We start from the raw sequence: 23,730 nt of genomic DNA, 5'->3' as shown, positions 1-23,730 counted from the left end.
CCCGCGCAGCCTCACATCCGGGATCTCAGCACGTCGACTTCACAGCCCGGCGCGGACGGGTCGAAGCCGTGCTCGACCAGCCAGCGAACCACCAGCAGGCTTCGCAGCGACCACCACGCGTGGATCACGTCGAGGTCGACGTCGGTGCCGTACCCGGCGATGACGTCGCCGAGGTGCTCCGCGTGTCCGAGCGTCAAGGTGGCGAGGTCGTACAGGGCATCACCCCGGCCCGCCTCCGACCAGTCGAGGATGCCCGTGACCTGGTCACTGTCGACGAACACGTGAGCGATCTGCAGATCGCCGTGCGTGAACGCCGGAGTCCACGGCCGGAGCGCGGCCTCGGCGACCTGACGGTTGCGCCTGACCAGGTCGGCCGGCAGGAGGCCGTTCGTCACGAGCAACTCGCATTCGCGGTCCAGCTCCGCCACCAACTCGTCGACCCTCCGGCCGGCCCGGCCGGACCAGGGAGGCAACGGCGCGTCGTGCAGCTTCCGGACAGCGGCACCCGCGGCGGCCCACGCCGCCGGGGACGCGGTCGACGGCTCGCCGAGGCGGCCGAGCGCCGTCCCCGGGACCGCGGCGATGGCGAGCACGGGCGGCTTGCGCCACAGCACCTTCGGGGTCGGGACCGGCGCCACGGCCATCGCCTCGACCTCGACGTCGATGCGCGCCTGATCGGCGTCCACCTTCAGGAACACGTCGCCGACGCGCAGGGTCGCGCGCTCGGAATGGGCGACGACGACCTTGACCTCATCCATGGGCGACGAGTATCCCGATCGACCGTCCACGCCGCCGGGAATATCGCGTGGGATTGCGCGGGTGACCGCGTCCCGGCTCCCGGCGGCCTGGTGCGCGACACCGACGGCGACCCGCCACGCCCGCGCAGCCCCAACACTCCTGTCCCAACAGCCCTACTCCAACCCCGCAGCCTTCCGCTCCTCCGCGGTCAACGGCGGTCCGTTGAGCGCCGGTTTGAGCGGGCCGATTGCCGCGGCCAGTAGGACGGACGGGGACAGCAGCACCTCGGCGGTGCGCTCCAGGGACGTCACGTCCGTGACTCGGCGGGCGATTCGGCCGTTTCCGGTGGCGGTGTGCATGAGGCGGTCCACGTAGGCGGCGACGAGCCGTTCGCGGAGGGTGGGGCCGGTTTCTGTTGCGCCCGGGTAGAAGACGTCCTGCCCGATGGCGAGGTCCCAGGCCGCGCCCACCGGGCGGGCCACCGCCTTCTGGACGCGGCGTGACAGGCCCCGTGCGGCCCATCCCTGACGCTGTATCACATTCCGCAGGATCAGGGCGCTTTGGGCGGCCACCGCGAGGCCATGGCCGTAGACCGGGTTGAACGCGGCGAGGGCGTCGCCGAGGACGACGAAGTTCTCCGGCCACACCGGCATCCGCTCGTAGAAGTACCGGCGGTTGACGGTGGCGCGGGTGACGGACACGTCGGACAGCGGCTCGGCGTTCTCGAGCAGTTCGCCGATCAGCGGGTGCCGCAGCTTCTCGCGGGCCCACGGGACGAAGTCCTCGGCCACGTCGGTGGGTTCGCCGCCCCGGGTGCCGGACAGGGTGACGATCCACCGGCCGTTCTCGATCGGCAGCAGGAAGGCCGCCCGGCCCGGCCCTCCGGCGCGCGGGTCGGGCTGCACGTTGACGACCGGGAAGCCGTCCCTGGCGTCCTCGGGGGCGAGGTAGAGCCGACTGGCGTACGCCAGCCCGGAGTCGACCTCGCGCCGCTGAGGTGCGGGAAGACCGAGGGCCCTGAGCCACCGGGGCGCCCCGGAGCCGCGGCCGGTGGCGTCGACGACCAGGCTTGCCTGGAGAATGCGCTCGGCGCCGTCGTGCGCCCGGATCCGTACTCCCGTCACGGCGGCGTCCGTACCGGCGAGCCCCACCGCCTCCGCCCGCTCGACCAGCTCGATCCGCTCGTCGGCGAGGACCCGCGCCCGGATCGTTGCGTCCAGCAGATCCCGGCCGGCCAGGATCACATGGTGGGACTCGGGCCAGCGCCGGAACCAGCCCCGCGCCGACATGGCGACCACGTCCGTCGTGACCGGCAGTCGGCGCGCCCCGGCGTCCCGGAGCACGTCGGTGACTCCCGGCAGCAACTCCTCCATGGCCCGGACCCCGCCCGACCACAACATGTGCGCGTGACGCGCCTGCGGCAGCCCCTTGCGAGGGCCCGGGTCGCCGGGCAGGGTGTCCCGGTCCACGACGAGCACACGGTCGACGAATCCGGCGAGCGCGCGCGCCGCGAGCATGCCGGTGTGGGATCCCCCCAGGACGACGGCGGTTCTGACGTCTGGGGCGGGGCGTTCATTCATGCGGGGGCACTCTCTGCCGGGGCGGTCGCTCGGGCGCGTACCGCCTCGATGTCGTTGGGATGGCGGAGGGCTCGGGACACGGCCTGGATCTCCCGCAGCAGATATGCGGTGTCCGGGCCGGACGGGGAGGCGTCGGCGTCGGCCTTCGGGGACCGCTGCCTGACGTCGACGGCGTCCAGGATCGTCACGGCCGCGGCGAGGGCCTCCGCCCGGGTGGGCTCGAAGCCGAGGGCGAGGGCCGCGTCGTACGACCGTCCGCGCAGCTTCTCGTCGAGGTGCCGTGACACCTGCAGCAGCCCGTCGCGGACGAACGTCTCGCGGCGGATCAGGCGCAGTTCCGGGGTGCCGCGCAGGGTGAAGGGCTCGCGTGCGCCGTTGACGGACCGCATCAGCACGGAGAGGGGACGCAGGTGCCGGTGGCGTCGCCGGATGCGCCAGCGCTCATGCAGGTACTGGCCGGAGTGCGGGATGATGAAGCCCACCGCGACCAGGGAGGCGGAGACGCAGGCGGCCGACGGCGCCAGGTCGGTGCTCAGCCAGTCCAGGTCGTGGCCCGTCCACCGGGCGACGACGGCGGTGAGCTTGGACGCGTCGAAGAGCAGGTTCGTCGCGTAGCCGACGCCCAGGAACCGCAGGCCCCAGCGCAGCCAGGCGTCGAGGCCCTCGGTGCGGATCCAGTTCCAGATCAGTCTTGCCGTGATCGTGCAGGCCACGGTGTGCGCGAGCAGGTAGAGCAGGATCTGCTCGCGCATGAAGGGCGTTGTGGCGTAGTACGTGTCCAGGTCCCGCAGCCGTTCCACGGGAGCGTCCGCGAGCGCGAAGAGCGCCCACAGCGTGATGACCACGCCCGCGTAGACGGAGACGACCCAGCGGGTCGCCCGGCGCGTGGCGGCCGAGCGGTTGGACAGGCCGTTGCGCCAGGCGATGATCATCAGCAGCCAGGACGCGCACAGCGCGGTGATGAGCGAGTACACCCAGGGGGCCGAGATGTTCGGTACCCCGGTGACGCGGTTGGTCCAGGCGATGGTGCCCGGGGCGGCGAATACGAACACCGCGCAGGCGAACAGCAGCAGGCCGCCGACGGCGCGCAGCAGGGGGTCCCGCCACATCCTGAGGATGCTGGGCAGCTTGATCGCCAGGGCGGCGCCCAGGGCGATGGTGGGGATCCAGAACGAGATGTGGACATCGCCGAAGAGCCTTGAGGAGGTCGACGCCAGCACGGTCACCGCGCCGTCCTCCCGCTCCCGCTCCCACTCCCGCGGTAGCCCATCGAACGCTGCACCGGCCCGAGCGGCGCATCCGCCTCCCGCCCCGACAACAGCGGCCGGAAGGCGGCCGCCAGCCGGTGCCCGAAGTCGTCCGCCTCGGCCTCGTCCCGCTCCCGGGAGCCGTTGCGGGCGGCGACCGCGAGGGCGATGCCCTTCCAGCCGGGGGTGCCGGCGAGCGCGTGCGCGGCCGCCGTACCGTCGGTGTGGTGGTGGCCGTGGCCGGCGTGCATGTGCCACAACTCATGGCCCAGGATGACCAGTTGCTGCATCGCCTCGGCCCGCTCCTCGACGATGACCAGGTCGAAGTCCTGGAACTCCACCCACAGCCCGGTCACTTCGATCTCGTCGGGAAACCGCTCGAACCGCAGCTCGACGGGCCGTCCGCCGCGCCGCGCGCTCATTTCCGCGCACAGCGCTTGGCACAACTCGCGTACGTCGGCCGGGGGGTGGGGTCCGGACCGCAGGGCGGCGCTCAGATCGGAGGCCAGCTCACGCATCCCGGAACCGGAACGGGAGCGCCGCAGCCGCAGCACCGCAGCGACCCGGGCCGCCCTCGTGCGCGCGCCCGCGATGTCCATCGCACCCCCTGTTCCTCCGCCCGTCGGCGGGCTGTTCGAGCCTACGCGTCCGGAAGTGTCCCCGTCATGTGGTCCGGCGACCGTAGTTCAACGCGGAACGACCGGTTCCGCACGAAACGGGCAGCGCAGCCGCTGTCGCTGCCGGGCCTCCGGGGGGCCACCGCTCGGGCTCGCCCACCCCCTCCACCCCGCCCCCCATTTCATGCACAAGCCATTGACTGGAAAGCGCTTGCAGCCTACGGTCCCGTTCGAAGTTGCGGGCAGGAGCCGATATTTCGAACATTTCGAGCATCTTGAAACGTACCGTCCACGCACTCGACCAGTAAGGGCAGGGAATGGGACGACCTGACCTCAATCGCAGGCAACTTCTGGCCACCGCAGGCGGATTGGCGGTGGCCGGCAGCTTTGGGTTTGCGGCGCTCGGGACGGGGGCCGACGCGCTCGCGTCCGGTGCCCGTACCCGGGTGCGGTACTGGAACCTCTTCCAGGGCGGCGACGGCACCAACCAGGTCGCGATGGTGGACGCCTTCCGCAGGGCGAACCCGGACGTCGCCGTCAAGGACTCCACCCTGACCTGGGGCGGCCCCTACTACACCAAGCTCGCGATGGCCGCCGCGGGCAACCGCGCGCCGGACCTCGCGGTGATGCACCAGGGCCGTATCCCCGGCTTCGCGCCGGGCCGCCTGCTCGACCCCTGGGACGTGGGGCTGCTCGCCGAGTACGGCGTACGGGAGGCCGACTTCAACCCCGTGCTGTGGCGCCGGGGCATCGTCGACGGGGAGTTGTACGCCCTGCCCCTCGACATCCACGTCCAGCTGAACTTCTACCGCAAGGACGTGTGCGAGAAGGCCGGCCTGCTGGACTCCGACGGGCGGCTGCCCGCCGCCGGGTCCCCCGACGAGTGGTTCGAGATCCTCGCGGCGGCCAAGGGCCGGCTGAAGAAGGGGCAGCAGACCCTGGGGCTGCACGCCAACGACCAGAACTTCGCCTGGTGGTTCATCGTCTCCTTCTACCAGCAGCTCGGCGGCACCTACTTCGACGACGGCCAGACCCAGGTCACCTTCGACACCGACAAGGCCACGCAGGTCCTGGAGTTCCTCCGCAGGAACGTCACCGAGGGCTACGTCACCGTCGGCGAGGCGGACGGCGAGGCCTTCATCGCCGGATCGCCCTTCACCTGGGAGGGCAACTGGTCGGTGCCGTACTTCAACGGCGAGAAGATCGAGTACGGCGCCCAGCCCCTGCCCCCGGTCTTCGGCACCCCGGCCACCCACGTCGAGTCGCACGCCTTCGTCCTGCCCCACCAGGCCGACCGCGGCGGCGCCCCGAACGAGGGCGCCTACGAACTCGCCGCCTACATGGTCTCCCACGCCACCACTTGGGCCAACGGCGGCCACGTACCCGCCTATCTGCCCACCTTCAAGGACCCCGGCTACCTCGAACTCACCCCGCAGAACGAGTACTCCGGATCCGCCATGGAGCACCCGGCCACCGAACCCCACATCTGGTTCGCGGGCTCCACCGGCATCCTCGCCACCCGCCTCGGCCCGGTCATCGCCTCGTCCACCCTGGGCTCGGCGAAGCCCGACACGGCGGCCCGCCGGATGAGGTCCCTCCTGGACCAACTGCTCACGGCCGAGAACCCCATGACCGGCCTGACGGCGGCCCAGGAACTGAAGGGAGCGGGCGCATGAGCACTACGACCACCACGGTCGCCCACGGGGTGCTGCGCCCCCGCGCCACCGCCGCCGCCGACTCCGCCCGAGTGCGCTGGGGCAACCGTTTCCAGCACGGCGGCTGGTTCGTCGCCCCGTTCTTCGCCCTGTACGGCCTCTTCGTCGTCCTGCCGGTCGTCCGTGGCCTCTACCTCAGCTTCACCGACGCCAACATCTCCGGCGACCACACGAGCTTCGTCGGCCTCGACAACTACCGCGAGGCGCTCAAGGACGACCTGGTCTGGGACTCCCTGTCGCACAGCGTGCAGTTCACGCTCTACGTCGTCCCCGCCATCGTCGTCACGGCCCTGCTGATGGCCCTCGTCGCCCACCACACCGTGCATTTCAAGTGGCTGTGGCGGCTCTGCTTCTTCGCCCCCTTCCTGCTGCCGTCCGCGGTCATCGGCAACCTGTGGTGGTGGCTCTTCCAGCCCACCAACGGCATGGTCAACCACGTCCTCGGCCTGGACACCCCCTGGCTCACCCAGAAGTCCACGGCCCTGCTCGCCGTCGTCGTCGCCACCCTGTGGTGGACGGTCGGCTTCAGCTTCCTGCTCTATCTGGCCGCCCTCCAGAACATCCCCCAACACCTCTACGAGGCAGCCGAGTTGGACGGTGCCAACGCCTTCCAGCGCCTGCGCCACATCACCGTGCCGAACCTGCGCAACATCACCGGCCTGGTGATCGCGCTCCAGATCCTCGCCTCGCTCCAGGTCTTCGACCAGGCCGTGGTCATGTACCAGTTCGGGCCCGGCCCGGAGGAATCGACCCGCACCTTCGTCCAGTACACCCTCGAACAGGGCTTCACCAGCTACCGCGTGGGCTACGCCTCCGCGATCTCCTTCATCCTGTTCCTGATCATCGCGGTCGTCGCCCTCGGCCGGATGTGGCTGCTGCGCAGCCGCGAGGAGGGCGCCCGATGACCACCCCGACGACTCCCGTACCCCGCAGGCCACGCAGCACGTGGACCCCGGGCCAGATCGCTCTCACCCTGGTCGCCGCGGCCCTCTCGGCGATCTGGGTGGCCCCACTGCTCTGGGCCCTGTCCACCTCCCTCAAGACCCCGACCGAATCGGTGGCCGCCCCGCACTGGATCCCCGACGACTTCACGCTGGAGTCCTGGCAGGCGGTCCTGGACGCCGGCAACATCCCCAACTGGTTCGTGAACTCGGTCGTGGTGTCCGTCTGCGTCACCTTCATCGTGCTGCTGGTGTCGTCGCTCGCCGGATACGGCTTCGCCCGTACGGAGTTCCGCGGCAAGTCGGCTCTGATGGCGGTCACGATGGCGGGCCTGATGTTCTCCCCGGCCGTCCTCGGCGTCCCGCTGTTCACCACCGTGCAGTCGCTCGGCATGGTGGACACCTACTGGGGCATGATCCTGCCTCAGTGCGCGCCCGCGGCGATGGTCTACATCCTCTACAAGTTCTTCCAGTCGCTGCCCCGCGAACTGGAGGAGGCGGCCTTCATCGACGGCGCGGGCCGCTGGCGGATCTTCTTCACGATCGTCCTGCCCCTGTCGAAGCCGTCCCTCTCGGCGGTGGGGATCTTCACCTTCATCGCCTCCTGGAACAACTTCATCTGGCCGTACATGGTGACCAACAACCCCGACCTGATGACCATGCCGAACGGCATCGCCACCGTCCAGAACGCCTTCGGCATCGTCTGGCCCCAGCTCATGGCCGGCGGCATCATCGCGGGCCTCCCCCTGATCGCCGCCTTCGTCCTGTTCCAGAGCCAGATCGTGAGAGGCGTGGCCCATACGGGCCTGGCCGGCCAGTAGCGCCTCAAGGGGCGCGGGGCCGTCGCAATGTGCGGCTCCGCCGCGTGGGCGCGATCAACCCCCACCCACCCGCAGCCGCCAACGATTCAGAACCACCCCCTTCGAAAGGCGACCATGCAAACCGCACGCTTCACCCTCGACCCCGCCTTCACCATCGCCCAGGTCAACCCCCGTATCTTCGGCAGTTTCGTCGAACACCTCGGTCGCTGCGTCTACACCGGCATCTTCGAGCCGGACCACCCCACGGCCGACGAGACCGGCATCCGCCAGGACGTCCTGGACCTCGTCCGCGAACTCGGCGTCACCACCATCCGCTACCCCGGCGGCAACTTCGTCTCCGGCTACAAGTGGGAGGACTCGGTCGGTCCCGCCGAGGACCGACCCCGCCGCCTCGACCTCGCCTGGCACTCCACGGAGACCAACCGCTTCGGCCTGTCCGAGTACATCGACTTCCTCCGCAAGATCGGCCCCCGGTCCGAGCCGATGATGGCCATCAACCTCGGCACCCGCGGAGTCGCCGAGGCCCTCGAACTCCAGGAGTACGCCAACCACCCCGCCGGCACGGCACTCTCCGACCTCCGCGTCTCCCATGGCGACAAGGACCCCTTCGGCATCCGGCTGTGGTGTCTGGGCAACGAGATGGACGGCCCCTGGCAGACCGGCCACAAGACGGCGGAGGAGTACGGCAGGACCGCCGCGGAGACGGCCCGCGCGATGCGCCAGATCGACCCGAAGGTCGAACTCGTGGCGTGCGGCTCCTCCAGCCAGGGCATGCCCACCTTCGCCGAGTGGGAGGCGACGGTCCTGCAGGAGACGTACGACCTCGTCGACTACGTCTCGCTGCACGCCTACTACTGGCCCGAGGACGGCGACATCGACTCCTTCCTCGCCTCCGCCGTCGACATGGAGTCCTTCATCGACAACGTGGTCGCGACCTGCGACCACGTGGGCGCCCGCCTCAAGTCGAAGAAGCGGATCAACCTCTCCTTCGACGAGTGGAACGTCTGGTACATCCCTGACTGGCACGAGCACGCGGACGGCATCGAGCAGCGGGACTGGCCCGAGGCCCCGAGGCTGCTGGAGGACAACTACAGCGTGATGGACGCGGTCGTCTTCGGCTCGCTCCTCATCGCGCTGCTGCGGCACGCCGACCGCGTCACCGTCGCCTGCCTCGCCCAGCTGGTCAACGTCATCGCGCCGATCATGACCGAGCCGGGCGGCCCGGCGTGGCGGCAGACGACGTTCTTCCCGTTCGCGCAGGCCTCGAAGTACGGCCGTGGCCAGGTGCTGGACGTCCGGGTGGACTCCCCGACGTACGAGACGAAGAAGTACGGCGAGGCCGACCTGCTGCACGCCACCGCCGTGCGCGCCGAGGACGGCACGGTCACCGTCTTCGCGGTCAACCGCAGCCGCACCGACGCCCTGCCCCTCGACGTCGCCCTGAACGGCCTCGACCTGACGGCGGTCGTCGAGCACAGTGCCCTCGCGGACGCCGACCCGGACGCCCGTAACACCCTCGACGAGCCGGAACGGGTCACCCCGCACGCCGTCGAGGGCACGGCACTCAAGGACGGCAGCCTCACCGCCGTACTGGAACCGTTGTCCTGGAACGTGATCCGCCTGAGCTGACCGGACGGACGATCTTCACAGGGCCCCAAGACTGCGTTCAGCTTCCCTGAGGGTTTGCTCAGCTCGGGGCCCTACCGTCGCCGCCCACGCGCACGTTGATCCTGCTCGCCCTCGCGGGCCTCGGGGGCCCAGCTCGTGGACGGCAGCCTCGGCATGGCGTACGGGGTGACAGCCGCGTTCCTGCTGGGCGGCCTGGTCGCCGCGCCCCTCGCCGCGTGGCTGGTGCGGCTGCTGCCGCAGAGGGAGCTGGGGTCGGCGGTCGGCGGAGTGATCGTCGTGACCAACGCCCGCGCCCTGCTGACCAGTGACGTGCTCTACGTCGCCCTGTACGCGCTGTGGGCCGCCGCCCTCGCGTACTCGGTCAGCGCCCACCTCAAGGAGCGGAACGCGACCGCGGCCGAGTCCGCCGACGAGCGTCAGCCGGTCGGCACCTGACCGACCGGGCGGACACGCCCACATGCCTCAACTCACCTGTGAATGGCCGGAGTTCGTCGTGGCCATGCCATGCGCGGCCCCCTACGATGCGAACGCCTTCGACCTTCACAGAAAAGTCACTGTTTCTTCAAAGATTCAACGGGCTTGAAAACGGGGTCGGAGGCGCAGCCACCCCCCATCCCCAAGGGAGAGCTCCATGGCACGTGGACTCCTGCGACTCCTGCTGAGCGGCGGCGCGCTGGCCGCTCTGCTCACCGCGACGTTGCCCGCTCAGGCCGCGCCGGCGTTCGAAGACCCGCCGCCGGACAAGATCGTCATCAAGGTCGCCACGGTGAACGGCTCCGGCTGCCCCCAGGGCACCACCGCCGTCGCCGTCTCCGAGGACAACACCGCCTTCACCGTGACGTACAGCGACTACCTCGCCCAGGTCGGCGGCAACTCCGACCCCACGGCGTTCCGTAAGAACTGCCAGCTCAGCCTGGTCGTGCACGTCCCCGGTGGCTTCACCTACGCCATCGCCAGCGCCGACTACCGCGGCTTCGCCTCCCTCCAGTCCGGCGCGAATGCCATGCAGAGAGCCTCGTACTACTTCCAGGGCTCACCGAACACGCAGTTCCGCAGCCACCCGTTCAGCGGCCCCCTCAACGACAACTGGCAGGCCACCGACGAGACCGACTGGGCCCAGCTGATCTGGGCGCCCTGTGGAAAGCAGCGCAACTTCAACATCAACACCGAGCTGCGCGTCAACGCCGGCTCGTCGTCTCCGAGCAAGGTCAGCTTCATGACCATGGACTCGACCGACGGTGACATCAGCACGGTGTACCACCTGGCGTGGAAGGAGTGCCCGGGCAACAAGTAGCCGCACCGGTACGCGAGCCGAGCCGCGCCCGCCCATTGCGGCGGGCGCGGCTTGGCGTCGGTGTGGGTGTCGGGTCAGCTCTCCACTCCCAGGGTGAGCGTCCCCGCTTAGCCGGCGAGCGCGGCGACGCGGGTCGTGATCGTCTCGTCGAAGAAGAGCTGGCCGGTGTGGAGTTCCTGGCCGCCGGTGAACGAGCCGTCGTCGGTGAGCGTGACGTCGGTGTGCACCTTGACGTGGATGTGGACGCACCGGCCGCGGTACCAGCCGGGGTACACGGACGTGATGCGCGCGACGCCGTCCGACCCCGTGAGCACGCCGCCCCGCAGGAAGGTGCCGTTGTCGGGCTCGTCGTGGCCGTTGTTGCCGACGAAGCCGGAGTACTCGCCGAGGGCGTCGCAGTGCCAGATCTCCACCAGGGCGCTGTTCAGTCGGTCATCTCCTTCGTGAGTGTGCAGACGGCCGCGGCGGCGACGGGGGCCGGGTCGGCCGCCTCGGGCTGTGGGGGCTGGGCTGTCAGTTGAGCAAAGTGAGCATCCGTCAAGTTTTTTGTCGGACACGTCACTTGGGTGTGCTGCCGTGACTTCGATTCGACGGAGATCGAAGGCGCTCGCGGGGTACGGCCGCCCGGGCCCAGGCTGGTCGGCGTACGAGGAGCAACGGGGAACAACGGGGAAGGAAGTACCTCATGTCCATCCGCAAGAGCCGACTCGCTCTCAGCCTCGCCGCCTTCGTCGGCACCGCCGCCATGCTCGCCGTGCCCACCTCCGCCCGGGCGGCCGGGGACCCGGCGACCTGGCCCTGCGACCCGTCGGAGTTCTGCATCTACCACGACGGGCAGGGCGGCGGCGCGCACTACTCGCTGGCGGACGGCGCGTCCAACCTGGGCCAGCTGGCGGGCGGTCTCAACGACCACGTGTGGTCGGTGAAGAACATCTCCGGCGACTCGTGGTGCCTGTACCGGGACGCGGACTACGAGAACGAGATCCAGGTGATCCTGGACGGACAGGCACTGGACCTGGCTTCGCCGGTCCGGGACCAGGTCAGCTCCGTCGGGGAGTGCTGAGGAGCCCCGTCGGGCCTGACGGACGACGAGCGCCCCGTCGCACCCTTGCGGTGCGGCGGGGCGCCCCATGACTTCTGAGGGTGTCAAGAGGCGACGAACCCCGCAGCATGTGAGTGCACGACGTGCCGAACGGGGATGGCTCACATGGCCGTACGCATTCACTTCACCGACGACGATCTCGCCCAGGTCAGGCTGGCGCAGGCTCCCGACCCGATGTGGGAGGCGCTGCTCAGCATGCACATGCTTCAGACGGACACCGGTTCCGCCGTCTTCGGCGGCTGGCGGCGCCGGGTACGACGCGAACTGCCCACCGCCGTAGGTCCGTTGCTCCGCATGGCTCCGCCCGTCGGGTACTCGGCCGACTTCCGCACCCCGGCCGCCGGCACGGGAGGCCTGGACGCCGGGATCGGTGCCCTGCTGTCGACGCCGCGGCAGCGGCTGCGGGGCGACCTGGTGGAACTGTCCCGCGCGGGCCGACGGCTGCCGCCCTGGGCGCGTTCCCTCGCCGACGGCGACAAGAAGGCCGTCGGCCACCTCGCGCGCGTCTTCCGGGCGTACTTCACGACCGCGCTGGCCCCCTGGTGGGGTCGCGTGCGCACGCGCTTCGGCGCCGAACGTGCCGTCCACGGGCGGTACTTGGCCGGGCGGTGACCTCGGCGCGCTCCTCGGCGCCCTCCACCCCGGTCTCGTCTGGCGGCGGCCCGTACTGGAGGTGACGGGGCTGGGCGCGGACCGTGACGTCCGCCTCGACGGACGCGGGCTCCTCGTCCTCCCGTCGTACTTCTGCTGGCGCAAGCCGACGCTGCTCAAGGATCCGGCGTTACCGTGCGTCGTCGTCTACCCGATGACCCACGAGACCGCCCTGAACGGCGGCACGCCGGGGCTCCGCTCCTTGAACGCGCTCCTCGGGCGCACCCGCGCCGGGATCCTCGAATCGGTCGCCGACCACGGCGTGACGACGACCGAACTCGCCCACGACGCGGGCATCTCACCGGCCGCGGCCAGCCATCACGTGGGCATCCTGCGCAAGGCGGGGTTACTGAGCACGTGCAGGGCGGGGAAGGCGGCGCTGCACTCCGTTACGCCACTGGGGCTTGCCCTGCTGGACGGACGTGCGCGATGAACTCCGTCCAGGTGGTGGGGGAGAGGGTGAGGTGGGGGCCCGCGTGGTTCTTGGAGTCGCGGACGTGGATGGCGTGGGGGAGGGGGGCGACCTCTACGCAGTCGCCGGAACCACTGCTGCTGTAGCTCGACTTGAACCAAGTCAGTTCGCTGGTGTTCATAGGTCTCCTCGCATCCGCTGCAACAGGCTCACGGAGTTTTCGAGGGAGAGAGCCTGCGCACGCATCCTGGCATACCGCCTTTGGAGGACGCTCACCACCTTTGAGTCGGAGATGAACTGGCCGCACTCCGGGCCCTCGACGTATGCGAACCACTTGTTCTCGGGGGTCTCCAGCAACTGCATGGGGCCATGGAGCCCGGCATGCGCCTCCCGTACCAGCGGCATGATCTGGACCTCGACGTTCCGCAGCGCGGAGATGTCCAGTACGTGATCGATAAGCCCTCGTGTGGCCTCGACACCGCCCGTGTGCCGGAGGAACAGGTGCTCCTCGAGGATGAAGATGAACTCGGTGTTGGGCCGTGCCCGCAGTAGCTGCTGCCGTTCGGCACGTGCAACCCATTGCGCCTCGATCTGCTCGTCCGTCAGCGGCGGCAACTCGTCGTCGAACAGCTGTCGGGCGTAGGTCTCCGTCTGTAACAGCCCGGGCATCATGCGGCACTCGTACGTGCACAACGTGATTGCTGTCTTCTCCAACCGCGCCCACCGCCGAAACCACGCCGCCAACCCCGGCTGCCGACTCAGACACGGCGCCGACTTCCGTAACTCCCCCGTGTTCCCCAGCACCGGCTCCGAGCGGTCCGCGAACGTCGGGTCCGGCATACGGCGTCCCAACTCCACCGACGCCACCGTGTGTTTGGACAGCCCCACCAGGTCCCCGAACTCCTCCCGGCTCAACCCCGCATGCTCCCGCAGCGCCTGGACCACCGCGCCGAACGTCCGCAGACTGTCCGACGACTCCGGCTCGCCACCCGTACCCACCACGCCATCGACCACGGTCGGTCACCTCCCGCGCTCATGGTCACGGGTGGTGATGAGTACTGTCCAGTCCGTAACCGCGTACGCTGCCGCAGCGTACGCGCCTCTCACCTGGTGAACTGCCTGCCCCACGCGCCAGATTGAGCACATGCCCGCACCTCACACCCCCCAACCCCCGGTCACCGTACGTGTGTTCACCCAGCGTCTCAGCGCCACCCCGCGCGGCGCCCGCCTCGCCCGGCACCTCGCCCTGAACCAGCTCCACGCCTGGGGCATCCCGCACGGCAGTGACGCCTCCGACGCGGTCGCGGTGATCGTCGCCGAGCTGGCCGCGAACGCAGTGACCCACGGCCGAGTCCCCGGCCGGGACTTCGAGCTGCGGCTCTCCCTGCCCACGGGCAGCATCCGGGTGGAGGTCGGTGACACCCGAACCGAGTCCCACCCCCCGAAGCCCGGCGACGTACGACGTCCACACCTCCTGGACGAACACGGCCGCGGGCTCGTCCTCGTCGAGGCGCTGGCCGACCGGTGGGAGGTGGTGGAGCGAGGGGACTCGCCCGGCAAGACCGTCTGTGCCGAGGTCGACCTGCCCGGGTGGCTGGCCCTGGTCAGGATGCGCGGAAGCGGTCAATGGCCTTGACGCGCAAGGGGTTCGATTCTACGGTCCCGTTCGAACTTGCGAGCGCTGTTCGGTATATCGGCCGACAGTCCGGCCTGTCACCCCCACCGCAAGGAGGACCCGCATGCCCCGCACCCTCCGTAAGCGCACAGCCCTGATCGCACTCCCCGCCGCCGCTCTCCTCGCCCTCATCCCGTCCTCGGCGACTGCGTACCCCAACCCCGGCCGTGTCACCGGCGACATCGTCACCCACGACCCGACGATGCTCCGCACCTCGTCCGGCCAGTACCTGCTGTACGCCACCGGCGGCGGCATCGCCAACAAGACCTCCAGTGACCGCACCGCCTTCAGGAACGGCGCCGACGCGTTCTCCTCCCGGCCGGGCTGGTGGTCCACCTACTCCTCCGTGCCGGAGGCGTGGGCGCCGGACATCTCGTACCACGGCGGCAAGTACCTGATGTACTGCTCCGTCTCGAAGTTCGGCTCGAACACGTCCGCCATCGGCCTCGCCACGTCCAGCACCGGGCAGCCCGGGAGTTGGAGAGACCAGGGCACCGTCTACACGTCCGGCTCCTCAAGCGACTACAACGCCATCGACCCGAACCTCTTCGTGAATGACGACGGCAAGTGGTGGCTGTCCTTCGGCAGTTGGTGGACGGGGATCAAGATGATCCAGATCAACCCGTCCACGGGGAAGCAGCTCTCCTCCAACACCACCCGCCACTCCCTCGCCTCCCGCCCGACCGGCACCAAGGCCGTGGAGGCACCCTTCATCGTGAAGCGGGGCGGCTACTACTACCTGTTCGCCTCCTACGACACCTGCTGCGCGGGCACCAGCTCCACGTACAAGGTCAAAGTCGGCCGCGCCACCAGCATCACCGGCCCGTACGTCGACAAGAGCGGCGTCTCGATGATGAACAACGGCGGGACCCCGGTCCTGGAGTCCCACGGCAGCATCATCGGCCCCGGCGGCCAGTCGATCATGAACGACGTCGACGGCGACCTGATCGTCTACCACTACTACGACGCCAACGACAACGGCACACCCAAGCTGGGCATCAACCTCTTGAACTGGAGCAGCGGTTGGCCCGTGGCGTATTGATCAAGGTGTACCTGAAGCCGACCTGGCTGCAACGCCTTCAGGGGCGCGGGGAACTGCGCGACCAGCCACGACGCACTCGCAGCCGCACATACACCCGCACCCCTACGGCGAGAGGGCGCTACCCGGCCGCCCCCATCCCCGCCGCATTCGGCCAGGACTGACTGTTGGGCCACCCGGTCGCCGGCGCCGGAGTAAGCCCCGGCCCAGTAGTGCCCCGTACCTGCGCGGCCGTAAGGCCACCCCGAGCCGGCACTCCGGGCGGCGTGGGCCCGGGCATCGCCGCCGCGGCGGGTGCCATGGGCGCCATGGGCGACGGGAACGGCGTCGGAGCGGGCGCCGGAGCAGGAGCGGGCGCAGCCGCCGGCACAGGCACAGGTGTGGGCATCGGTGCCGGGGCCGGTGCCACCGGAACCGGCGCCGGCATGGGCATCCCCGTGCCCTGCGGAGGCACCGTGGCGGCGGCCGGCGCCACCACCTGCGGCTGTGGCTGAGGCGGAGCCGGCGCAGGCATGGGCGTACCCATGGCCTGCGCGGCGAGCCCCGGCATCCCCGCACCGTTCGTGGAACTGACCAACCGGTCCACGGCCGCCGTACCCGAGCTGTAGTTGGTCCCTGTACCCAGCTCGGGTACGGCGGCTCCCCTCCTGGACCCGTAGAGCACCTGCTCCAGGCCGGACACCAGGCGACGCACGTCCACCTGGGGGCGCACCACGAGTCGCAGGAAGCGGCTGGACGAACCGATCTTGTTGCCGCACTCGCGGACCAGGATCCGGTGCTCGGTGAGCAGCCGATCCCGGACCACGGTGCCTTCCGCGCCCACGGGGAGGCGCACGAAGAGGAAGTTGCCCTGGGACGGGTAGACCGTCAGGCCGGGGAGCGAGGAGAGCTGGCTGGCCATGTCGAGGCGGTCCCGGCGCACCTGGTGCAGGCTCTGCGCGTACTCGGCGCCGTGGTTCTTCAGCATGAACACCACGTGCTCGGCGAAGGCGTTGAGGTTCCACTTCGGCAGCATCGAGCGGACCATGCCCGCGAGCGCCGGGTTGGCGACCAGGTAGCCGAAGCGGATGCCGTGCAGCCCGAAGTTCTTGCCGAGGCTGCGCAGGACGATGACGTTCGGCCGCAGCATCGCCTCCTGGACGACCGAGGGTTCCTGCTCCGCGTCGGCGAACTCCAGGAAGCTCTCGTCGATGATGACGAGGTCCAGGTCGGCCATGGCGTCCATGAACTGCACGAGCGCGTGCTTGTGGAGATAGCCGCCGTCGGGGTTGTTCGGGTTGCAGATGACCGCCACCCGCGTCCCCCGGGCGCGGATGAACTCGGCGTACTGGGCGAGGTCGAGGGCGAAGCCGCTGGACTCCTGGAGCGGGAACATGTCGACCCGCTTGCCGGTCTCCATGGGCTGGTCGGTCCAGCGGCCGAAGGTGGGGACGGGGATGGCGAGGGACTCCCGGACCATCAGGTGGTCGATCCAGGTGATCAGCTCCGTGGAGCCGTTGCCCATCGCCACGCACTGCGGCGGGAGTTGGAGCAGACTGCACAGCTCGGCCGTGATCGTGTCCGCGCTGCTCGGGTAGTACGTGATGATGTCCCGCAGCCGGGCCCCCATGTCCTGGAACATCTCCGGCGTCGGGAAGTACGGGTTGCAGGGGATGCAGAAGTCGACCGGACCGGCCCCGTCGCCGCCCTCACGCGTCAGCGCCGCCATCGACGGGCTGTGTGCCGCGGTGCTGCGGAACAGCGAGGTGACGTTGTCGGCCATGGAACCTCCGTATGGGGCGGGCCCGGCGGGGACGACCGGGCCCGTCGTCTTTGGGTGGCCCGCGCGGGGGAGCACGGGCCGCCCTTACATACGGAGGCTGGGGTGACGCTGTTCAACCACTGAGAAACCGGTGAGAACTTGTGTGCCACCTGTGAAGAACCGTCAGAAGGGACGGTCGAGCGGGGTCGGCAGCTGTCAGCAGCTGAACGAGTGAACCGTCGTCGAACGGTACGTCTGCCCAGGTCGCAGCACCGTCGAGGGGAACGACGGCTTATTCGGCGAGTCCGGGAAGTGCTGCGTCTCCAGGCACAGCGCGTCGCCCTGCCGGTAGGTCCGGCCGCTCGTGCCGACGAGGGTGCCGTCGAGGAAGTTGCCGGAGTAGAACTGCAGGCCCGGCTCGGTGGTCGCCATCCGCAGGGTGCGGCCGGAGGACGGGTCCTTCAGGGTGGCGATCCACTCGGGGCGCGGCGAGATGCCCTTGTCGAGGACCCAGTTGTGGTCGATGCCCTTGCCGTACAGCAGCTGCTGATGGGCCTCGCGGAGGTCTTCGCCGATCGCCTTGGTGCGGCGGAAGTCGAAGGGGGTGCCCGCGACGGGGGCCAGTTGACCGGTCGGGATGAGGCCCGAGTCGACGGGGGTGTAGCGGGAGGCGTCGATCTTCAGCTGGTGGTTCTCGATCGTGCCGCTGCCCTCGCCGGCGAGGTTCCAGTAGACGTGGCTGGTCAGGTTGACGACGGTGGCCTTGTCGGTGGTGGCCGCGTAGTCGATGCGCCAGTCGCCGTGCTTGGTGAGGGTGTACGTCACCTTCACCTTGAGCGTGCCCGGGTAGCCCATCTCACCGTCGACGGACGTGTAGTACAGGTGCAGGCCGACGTCGGAGCCCTTGGTGAACGGCTCGACGTCCCACACGCGCTTGTCGAAGCCCTGGGCGCCGCCGTGCAGGCTGTTCTCGCCGTCATTGACGTTGACCTGGTAGGTCTTGCCGTCGAGCGTGAACCTGCCCTTGCCGATGCGGTTGCCGTACCGGCCGATCAGGGCGCCGAAGTACGGGCTCTTCGCGACGTAGTCCTCGATGTTGTCGAAGCCCAGGGAGACGTTGGCGAGCCGGCCGCGGCGGTCCGGGATCTCCAGGGACTGCACGACGCCGCCGTAGGAGAGGACCTTCATGCGGGTGCCGCCGTTCGCCAGCGACCAGCTGTAGACCTTGGTGCCGTCGGCGAGCTTGCCGAAGAGCGACTTCACCGGCGTCCTGCCTCCCGCGGCGTGTGCGCTGCCGATGGTCGCGGCGGTGATCCCCGCCGCCGCGGCTCCGGCTATGACCGTACGTCTGCTCATGTCCATGTGCGGCTCCTGCTCAGGAAGTTGAAGGCCCCGCCTCTTCGGCGGGGCCCTGTCTGGACCTACGAACCGACCTTGCGCTTGTTCCACACGTCGAACCCGACCGCCGCCAGCAGCACCAGACCCTTGATGACCTGCTGCCAGTCGGTGCCGATGCCGACGAGGTTCATGCCGTTGTTCAGCACGCCCAGGACCAGGCCACCGATGATCGCGCCGAGGACGGTGCCGACGCCGCCGCTCATCGACGCGCCGCCGATGAACGAGGCCGCGATCGCCTCCAGCTCGAAGTTGAGGCCGGCCTTGGGAGAGGCCGCGTTGAAGCGGGCGGCGAAGACCAGACCCGCCAGGGCCGCGAGCATGCCCATGTTCAGGAAGACCAGGAAGGTGACCTTCTTGTCCTTCACACCCGACAGCTTGGCCGCGGGCAGGTTGCCGCCGATGGCGTAGATGTGGCGGCCGATGATCGCGTTGCGCATGACGTACCCGAAGCCGACCAGCAGCACGCCCAGGACGAGCAGCACGATCGGGGCGCCCTTGTAGCTGGCCAGCAGCATCGTCAGCGTGAGGATGGCGGCGCCGAGCGCGACCAGCTTCAGCAGGAACAGGTTGAAGGGCGGGACCTCGAGGGAGAACTCCTGCTGGCGGCGGCGGTCACGGAACTCCTGGAAGACCACGAACGCGATCATCGCGAAGCCCAGCAACAGAGTCAGGTTGTGATAGTTCGTGTTCGGACCGACCTCGGGCAGGAAGCCGTTGGCGACCTTCTGCAGGCCCTCCGGGAACGGGCCGAGGGTCTGCCCCTCCAGGAAGATCTCCGTCAGACCGCGGAAGATCAGCATGCCCGCCAGGGTCACGATGAAGGATGGTATGCCGCCGTACGCGATGAAGAACCCTTGTGCCGCACCCGCGAGGGCGCCCATGGCGAGGCAGAGGATCACCGCCACCGGCCATGGCAGGTCGTTCCTCACCATGAACACCGCGGCCATCGAGCCGATGAACGCCGTCAGCGATCCCACCGACAGGTCGATGTGGCCCGCGATGATGACCAGCATCATGCCGATCGCGAGGATCAGGATGTAGCTGTTCTGCAGCACCAGGTTGGAGACGTTGCGCGGCAGCAGCAGGTCGCCCTCGGTCCACACGGCGAACAGCACCACGATCAGGCCGAGCGCGATCAGCATGCCGTACTGCCGCATGTTGCGGCGCATACCGTCCATCACCAGCTGGAGCAGGCCCGCGCCCGCGGCCCCAGAGCTCTTGCCCGGCGGCGCGGGGGCCGGGCTCTTGGCGGTCACATCCGTGCTCATCGGGATACCTCTTTGTCCTTTGTCATCTGACGCATCAGCGATTCCTGCGAGGCCTCGGCCCGCGAGAACTCGCCGGTCAGCCGCCCCGCGGCCATCGTGTAGATGCGGTCACACATGCCGAGCAGCTCCGGCAGCTCGGAGGAGATGAAGACGACCGCCTTGCCCTGGGCGGCCAGCTGGTCGATGACCGTGTAGATCTCGTACTTGGCGCCGACGTCGATGCCACGCGTCGGCTCGTCCAGGATCAGCACATCGGGACCCGCGAAGATCCACTTGCTGAGGACGACCTTCTGCTGGTTGCCGCCGGACAGCTTGCCCACCGGCTCGAAGACGGTCGGCGCCTTGATGTTCATGGACTTGCGGAAGCCCTCGGCGACCTGCCGCTCCCCGTGCTCGTCGACCACGCCCCGCTTGGCGACCTTGCCCAGCGCGCTGAGCGAGATGTTGCGGTTGATGGTGTCGATGAGGTTGAGGCCGTAGTGCTTGCGGTCCTCGGTGACGTACGCGATGCCGTTCTTGACCGCCTCGGGGACGGACTTCGTACGGATCTCCGTGCCGTCCTTGAGGACCGTGCCGCCCGCGTAACGGCCGTACGTCCGCCCGAAGACGCTCATCGCGAGCTCGGTGCGGCCGGCGCCCATCAGGCCCGCGATGCCGACGATCTCCCCGCGCCGCACCGACAGTGACACATCGTCGACCACCTTGCGCTGCTGGTCGATCGGGTGGTGCACGGTCCAGTTGCGGATCTCCAGGGCCGGGGCCGCGCCCTTCTCCGGCTCGTGCGGGGTGCGCTCGGGGAAGCGGTGCTCCAGGTCCCGGCCGACCATCCCGCTGATGATCCGGTCCTCGGTGGTCTCCGGGGCCTTCACATCGAGCGTCTCGATGGTCTGCCCGTCGCGCAGGATCGTCACCGAGTCGGCGACCTTGCGGATCTCGTTGAGCTTGTGGGAGATGATGATCGAGGTGATGCCCTGCTTCTTCAACTCCAGGATCAGATCCAGGAGTTTGCCGCTGTCCTCGTCGTTCAGGGCCGCGGTCGGCTCATCGAGGATGAGCAGCTTCACCTTCTTCGACAGCGCCTTCGCGATCTCCACCAGCTGCTGCTTGCCCACGCCGATGTCGGCGACGCGGGTGTCCGGGTGGTCTGAGAGGCCGACCCGGCGCAGCAGTTCGGTGGCGTGCCGCAGGGTCTCCCGCCAGTCGATGAACCCGCCCTTGGCATGCTCGTTGCCGAGGAAGATGTTCTCCGCGAGGGAGAGGAACGGCGACAGCGCCAGCTCCTGGTGGATGATGACGATGCCGCGGTGCTCGCTCGCCCGGATGTCCTTGAACTCGCAGACCTCCCCCTCGAAGAGGATGTCCCCCTCGTAGGTGCCGTGCGGGTGGACGCCGGAGAGGACCTTCATCAGGGTCGACTTGCCGGCGCCGTTCTCCCCGCAGATGGCGTGGACCTCGCCCTGCCGGACGGTCAGCGTGACGTCCGACAGCGCCTTGACGCCGGGAAAGGTCTTGACGATCGAGCGCATTTCCAGGACGGGTCCCGCCATGGTCGTGCCTTCCAATCAGAGTGGGCCGGCGGTTACTTGAGGTCGCTCTCCTTGATGTAGCCGGAGTCGACGACCTCCTTCTGGTAGTTGGTCTTGTCGACCGCGACCGGCTCCAGCAGGTACGCCGGGACGACCTTCGATCCGTTGTCGTAGGTCTTGGTGTCGTTGACCTCGGGCTTCTTGTCGTTGAGCAGGGCGTCGACCATGCCCGAGGCGACCTTGGCGAGCTCGCGGGTGTCCTTGTAGACGGTCATCGACTGCTCGTCGGCGATGATCGACTTCACCGAGGCGACCTCGGCGTCCTGACCCGTGACGACCGGCAGCGGCTTGCTCCCCGAGCCGTAGTCGTCCGACTTCAGCGCCGACAGGATGCCGATGGAGATGCCGTCGTACGGCGAGAGGACCGCGTCGACGCGCTCGCTCTTGTATGCCGAGGTCAGGATGTCGTCCATGCGCTTCTGGGCGGTGCCGCCGTCCCAGCGCAGGGTGGTGACCTGGGTCAGCTTGGTCTGGCCGGAGCGGACGACGAGCTGCTTCTTGTCGATGTAGGGCTGCAGGACCTTCATCGCCCCGCCGAAGAAGTAGCGGGTGTTGTTGTCGTCGTTGGAGCCGGCGAACAGCTCGATGTTGAACGGGCCCTTCTTGGAGCCGTCCTTCAGGCCGAGCTTCTCGACGATGTAGTCGGCCTGGAGCTCGCCGACCTTCTCGTTGTCGAACGACGCGTAGTAGTCGACGTTCTCCGTGCCGAGGATCAGGCGGTCGTAGGAGATCACCGGGATGTTCGCGTCCTTGGCCTGCTGGAGCACGTTGTTCATCGACTTGTTGTCGATGGCCGCGACGATCAGCGCCTTGACGCCCTGCGTGATCAGGTTCTCGATCTGCGAGACCTGCTGGTCCGGGTCGTCCTCGCCGTAGACCAGCTTGGTCTTGTAGCCCTTGGACTTCAGGTCCGCGACGACGTTGTTGCCGTCGGCGATCCAGCGCTCGGAGGACTTGGTCGGCATCGCGACGCCGATGGTGGCTCCCTCGGAGCTGCCCGAGTCCTCCTTGGAGCCGCCCTCGCCGCTCTGGCCGCAGGCGGTCAGGGTCAGCGCGAGGGACGCGGCGGAGGCTATGGCGGCGAGTGCGGCTCTGCGAGTACGCATGATCATCATCCTTGATGTGTGTGAGCAGGGCTCGGTCGGGCGGTGCGAAGACGCTTCGAGTACTGAACGGAGTAGAACAAGGGTGTGTGGGATTGTGTTCGACTGCGTCTTCTTCTGTGAAGGGGGTTTGTCCGGAACGTTATGCGGGAGTTTCGAATCGCTTCAGCGTTCCGGGCAGCCGTGAACCGAGGGGCGCCATGTCGCCGTCAGCTCCGTGCCGTGCGAGCAGGTCCAGGGCCAGCCGGCCGCGCCGTACGCGTTCCCGGGCGGTGGCCAGCGTCAGATCCCGCATGTGGTGGCCGTAGGGATAGATGCCGGGGGCCTTGGAGAGTCCGAACTTCAGATAGAGCGGTGCGCCGCGCCGGATCAGCTCGGCGACCTCGTACATCCGCACATAGCCGCCGAGGTCGTCGGGGGCCTCGATGTACATGTCCATGGGGGCGGCGGAGACCCGCCGTATCTCGGTGAGGTGATCGAGCGTCAGGTCGCTCGGAACGTTGACCGAGTCGGCGCCGAGGTTCTCGTACACCGCGTACGCGGCCGGATTGACGGGGCCGATCAGTGCGCTCACCTTGAGCGTCGTGTCGGCCGGGATGATCCCGGCGGCTCTCGCCCGGTGCAGCGTCCACAGCACGCCCTCGTCCGCGACGAGCAGGCACTTCACGCCCAACTCCGTTGCCCGTACGGCGTCTTCGACGCAGCCGGCGACGGCGTCGTGGCCCCGGGCGCGCAGTCCGGCCCCCCGCGAGTCGGTGCGCGTGGACCCGCCGATGTCCCAGGTGCCGCGCGGGCCGGTGAACAGGCAGAGCTCGATGTCGCGTTCGGCCGTGGCCTCGACCATCTCGGTGATCTCGGTGTCGGTCAGCATCCACACACCGCTGCCCTGGCTGATCCGGTGGATCGGCACATCGAGCAGCGAGGCTTCCTTCAGGACGACGGCCAGCGCTTCGGGGCCCTCGCACGAGGGGATCTCGGTGCGCCAGCGGCCGCCGCCCGGGAACGTGTGGGGCGAGGCGTCGGCGGGGGAGAGGTCGGGCGCGGCCAGGCCGAGGGCGGCGAGAACCTGCTCACCGGGTCGGCGGGCTGCGGAAGCGTCGGTCACAAGCTGTCCTTCTTGTTCGATATGTCGGACGAGGTTCGCGGCTCAGGGTGTGCGGGGCTTGGTGTACG

23 protein-coding genes and 1 pseudogene are annotated in these 23,730 nt (G+C 69.0%); 11 read left to right on the top strand and 13 right to left on the bottom strand.

Going from position 1 to position 23,730, the window contains the following annotated elements:
- Window positions 1-11 precede the first annotated feature (11 nt).
- The 4 genes from AB5J55_RS13025 to AB5J55_RS13010 form a co-directional block, all read right to left on the bottom strand.
- A complete protein-coding gene (locus AB5J55_RS13025; RefSeq protein WP_369270833.1) occupies window positions 12-758 on the bottom strand; it encodes a phosphotransferase family protein in 747 nt (248 codons plus the stop codon).
- Between the two features lie 153 nt (window positions 759-911).
- Complete coding sequence (locus tag AB5J55_RS13020) at window positions 912-2,318, bottom strand: NAD(P)/FAD-dependent oxidoreductase (protein WP_369270832.1); 1,407 nt, start codon at window positions 2,316-2,318, stop codon at window positions 912-914.
- Window positions 2,315-3,544: an MAB_1171c family putative transporter gene (locus AB5J55_RS13015; RefSeq protein ID WP_369270831.1), complete on the bottom strand. Its 1,230-nt coding sequence runs from the start codon at window positions 3,542-3,544 to the stop codon at window positions 2,315-2,317. Before AB5J55_RS13015 ends, AB5J55_RS13020 begins: the two co-directional genes overlap by 4 nt.
- A complete protein-coding gene (locus tag AB5J55_RS13010) occupies window positions 3,541-4,164 on the bottom strand; it encodes a toxin-antitoxin system, toxin component family protein (protein WP_369270830.1) in 624 nt (207 codons plus the stop codon). The genes AB5J55_RS13015 and AB5J55_RS13010 overlap by 4 nt, the downstream gene beginning before the upstream one ends.
- Window positions 4,165-4,499: 335 nt before the next feature.
- Between AB5J55_RS13010 and AB5J55_RS13005 the strand changes: the two genes are divergently transcribed.
- From AB5J55_RS13005 to AB5J55_RS12980, 6 genes are all read left to right on the top strand, one after another.
- On the top strand, window positions 4,500-5,858 hold the full coding sequence (locus tag AB5J55_RS13005) for an extracellular solute-binding protein (protein WP_369270829.1): 1,359 nt from the start codon (window positions 4,500-4,502) through the stop codon (window positions 5,856-5,858).
- Window positions 5,855-6,802, top strand: coding sequence for a carbohydrate ABC transporter permease (locus AB5J55_RS13000; RefSeq protein ID WP_369270828.1), 948 nt, complete (start codon window positions 5,855-5,857; stop codon window positions 6,800-6,802). The genes AB5J55_RS13005 and AB5J55_RS13000 overlap by 4 nt, the downstream gene beginning before the upstream one ends.
- Entirely contained in the window at window positions 6,799-7,659 is an 861-nt protein-coding gene (locus AB5J55_RS12995) for a carbohydrate ABC transporter permease (RefSeq protein ID WP_369270827.1), read from the top strand. The genes AB5J55_RS13000 and AB5J55_RS12995 overlap by 4 nt, the downstream gene beginning before the upstream one ends.
- 114 nt (window positions 7,660-7,773) lie before the next feature.
- Window positions 7,774-9,288 carry an alpha-N-arabinofuranosidase gene (locus AB5J55_RS12990; RefSeq protein WP_369270826.1) on the top strand — a complete coding sequence of 505 codons (1,515 nt, stop codon included), beginning with the start codon at window positions 7,774-7,776 and terminating at the stop codon, window positions 9,286-9,288.
- A gap of 135 nt (window positions 9,289-9,423) precedes the next feature.
- Entirely contained in the window at window positions 9,424-9,723 is a 300-nt protein-coding gene (locus AB5J55_RS12985; protein ID WP_369270825.1) for a hypothetical protein, read from the top strand.
- Between the two features lie 196 nt (window positions 9,724-9,919).
- Window positions 9,920-10,582 carry a DUF4360 domain-containing protein gene (locus AB5J55_RS12980; protein ID WP_363035767.1) on the top strand — a complete coding sequence of 221 codons (663 nt, stop codon included), beginning with the start codon at window positions 9,920-9,922 and terminating at the stop codon, window positions 10,580-10,582.
- Between the two features lie 107 nt (window positions 10,583-10,689).
- On the opposite strand, the pseudogene AB5J55_RS12975 reads toward AB5J55_RS12980, so the two are convergent.
- A pseudogene (locus AB5J55_RS12975) lies at window positions 10,690-11,075 on the bottom strand (protocatechuate dioxygenase); the annotation flags it as partial.
- A gap of 192 nt (window positions 11,076-11,267) precedes the next feature.
- Here AB5J55_RS12975 and AB5J55_RS12970 point away from each other — a divergent pair.
- The 3 genes from AB5J55_RS12970 to AB5J55_RS12960 all read left to right on the top strand — a co-directional run bounded on the left by AB5J55_RS12970 (window position 11,268) and on the right by AB5J55_RS12960 (window position 12,768).
- On the top strand, window positions 11,268-11,645 hold the full coding sequence (locus AB5J55_RS12970; RefSeq protein ID WP_369270824.1) for a peptidase inhibitor family I36 protein: 378 nt from the start codon (window positions 11,268-11,270) through the stop codon (window positions 11,643-11,645).
- 144 nt (window positions 11,646-11,789) lie between these two features.
- Window positions 11,790-12,296 carry a hypothetical protein gene (locus AB5J55_RS12965; RefSeq protein WP_369270823.1) on the top strand — a complete coding sequence of 169 codons (507 nt, stop codon included), beginning with the start codon at window positions 11,790-11,792 and terminating at the stop codon, window positions 12,294-12,296.
- Window positions 12,262-12,768: a winged helix-turn-helix domain-containing protein gene (locus AB5J55_RS12960; protein WP_369270822.1), complete on the top strand. Its 507-nt coding sequence runs from the start codon at window positions 12,262-12,264 to the stop codon at window positions 12,766-12,768. The genes AB5J55_RS12965 and AB5J55_RS12960 overlap by 35 nt, the downstream gene beginning before the upstream one ends.
- Here AB5J55_RS12960 and AB5J55_RS12955 read toward each other — a convergent pair.
- Complete coding sequence (locus AB5J55_RS12955; protein WP_369270821.1) at window positions 12,725-12,928, bottom strand: DUF397 domain-containing protein; 204 nt, start codon at window positions 12,926-12,928, stop codon at window positions 12,725-12,727. The two genes, AB5J55_RS12960 and AB5J55_RS12955, sit on opposite strands and share 44 nt — an antisense overlap.
- A complete protein-coding gene (locus AB5J55_RS12950; RefSeq protein ID WP_369270820.1) occupies window positions 12,925-13,761 on the bottom strand; it encodes a Scr1 family TA system antitoxin-like transcriptional regulator in 837 nt (278 codons plus the stop codon). Before AB5J55_RS12950 ends, AB5J55_RS12955 begins: the two co-directional genes overlap by 4 nt.
- A 130-nt stretch (window positions 13,762-13,891) precedes the next feature.
- Between AB5J55_RS12950 and AB5J55_RS12945 the strand changes: the two genes are divergently transcribed.
- Both AB5J55_RS12945 and AB5J55_RS12940 read left to right on the top strand, forming a co-directional pair.
- Complete coding sequence (locus AB5J55_RS12945; RefSeq protein WP_369270819.1) at window positions 13,892-14,383, top strand: ATP-binding protein; 492 nt, start codon at window positions 13,892-13,894, stop codon at window positions 14,381-14,383.
- Window positions 14,384-14,486: 103 nt separating this feature from the next.
- Entirely contained in the window at window positions 14,487-15,464 is a 978-nt protein-coding gene (locus tag AB5J55_RS12940; RefSeq protein ID WP_369270818.1) for an arabinan endo-1,5-alpha-L-arabinosidase, read from the top strand.
- A gap of 118 nt (window positions 15,465-15,582) precedes the next feature.
- Here AB5J55_RS12940 and AB5J55_RS12935 read toward each other — a convergent pair whose 3' ends face one another.
- The 6 genes from AB5J55_RS12935 to AB5J55_RS12910 form a co-directional block, all read right to left on the bottom strand.
- A complete protein-coding gene (locus AB5J55_RS12935; protein WP_369270817.1) occupies window positions 15,583-17,223 on the bottom strand; it encodes a histidinol-phosphate transaminase in 1,641 nt (546 codons plus the stop codon).
- A 195-nt stretch (window positions 17,224-17,418) separates the two neighbouring features.
- Complete coding sequence (locus AB5J55_RS12930; RefSeq protein ID WP_369270816.1) at window positions 17,419-18,564, bottom strand: aldose epimerase family protein; 1,146 nt, start codon at window positions 18,562-18,564, stop codon at window positions 17,419-17,421.
- Between the two features lie 59 nt (window positions 18,565-18,623).
- Window positions 18,624-19,868: a multiple monosaccharide ABC transporter permease gene (gene mmsB / locus AB5J55_RS12925; protein WP_369270815.1), complete on the bottom strand. Its 1,245-nt coding sequence runs from the start codon at window positions 19,866-19,868 to the stop codon at window positions 18,624-18,626.
- A complete protein-coding gene (gene mmsA / locus AB5J55_RS12920) occupies window positions 19,865-21,415 on the bottom strand; it encodes a multiple monosaccharide ABC transporter ATP-binding protein (protein ID WP_369270814.1) in 1,551 nt (516 codons plus the stop codon). Before mmsA ends, mmsB begins: the two co-directional genes overlap by 4 nt.
- Window positions 21,416-21,447: 32 nt before the next feature.
- Window positions 21,448-22,560 (bottom strand): multiple monosaccharide ABC transporter substrate-binding protein, encoded by a 1,113-nt coding sequence (chvE, locus tag AB5J55_RS12915; RefSeq protein ID WP_369270813.1) that lies wholly within the window; start codon window positions 22,558-22,560, stop codon window positions 21,448-21,450.
- Between the two features lie 139 nt (window positions 22,561-22,699).
- The gene (locus AB5J55_RS12910) at window positions 22,700-23,662 is read right to left on the bottom strand and encodes a hypothetical protein (protein ID WP_369270812.1); all 963 of its coding nucleotides are present in this window, start codon (window positions 23,660-23,662) and stop codon (window positions 22,700-22,702) included.
- Window positions 23,663-23,730 lie beyond the last annotated feature (68 nt).

This window comes from Streptomyces sp. R11 (assembly GCF_041051905.1).
Classification (GTDB): Bacteria; Actinomycetota; Actinomycetes; order Streptomycetales; family Streptomycetaceae; genus Streptomyces.
This window is presented reverse-complemented; position numbering and strand designations above follow the sequence as displayed.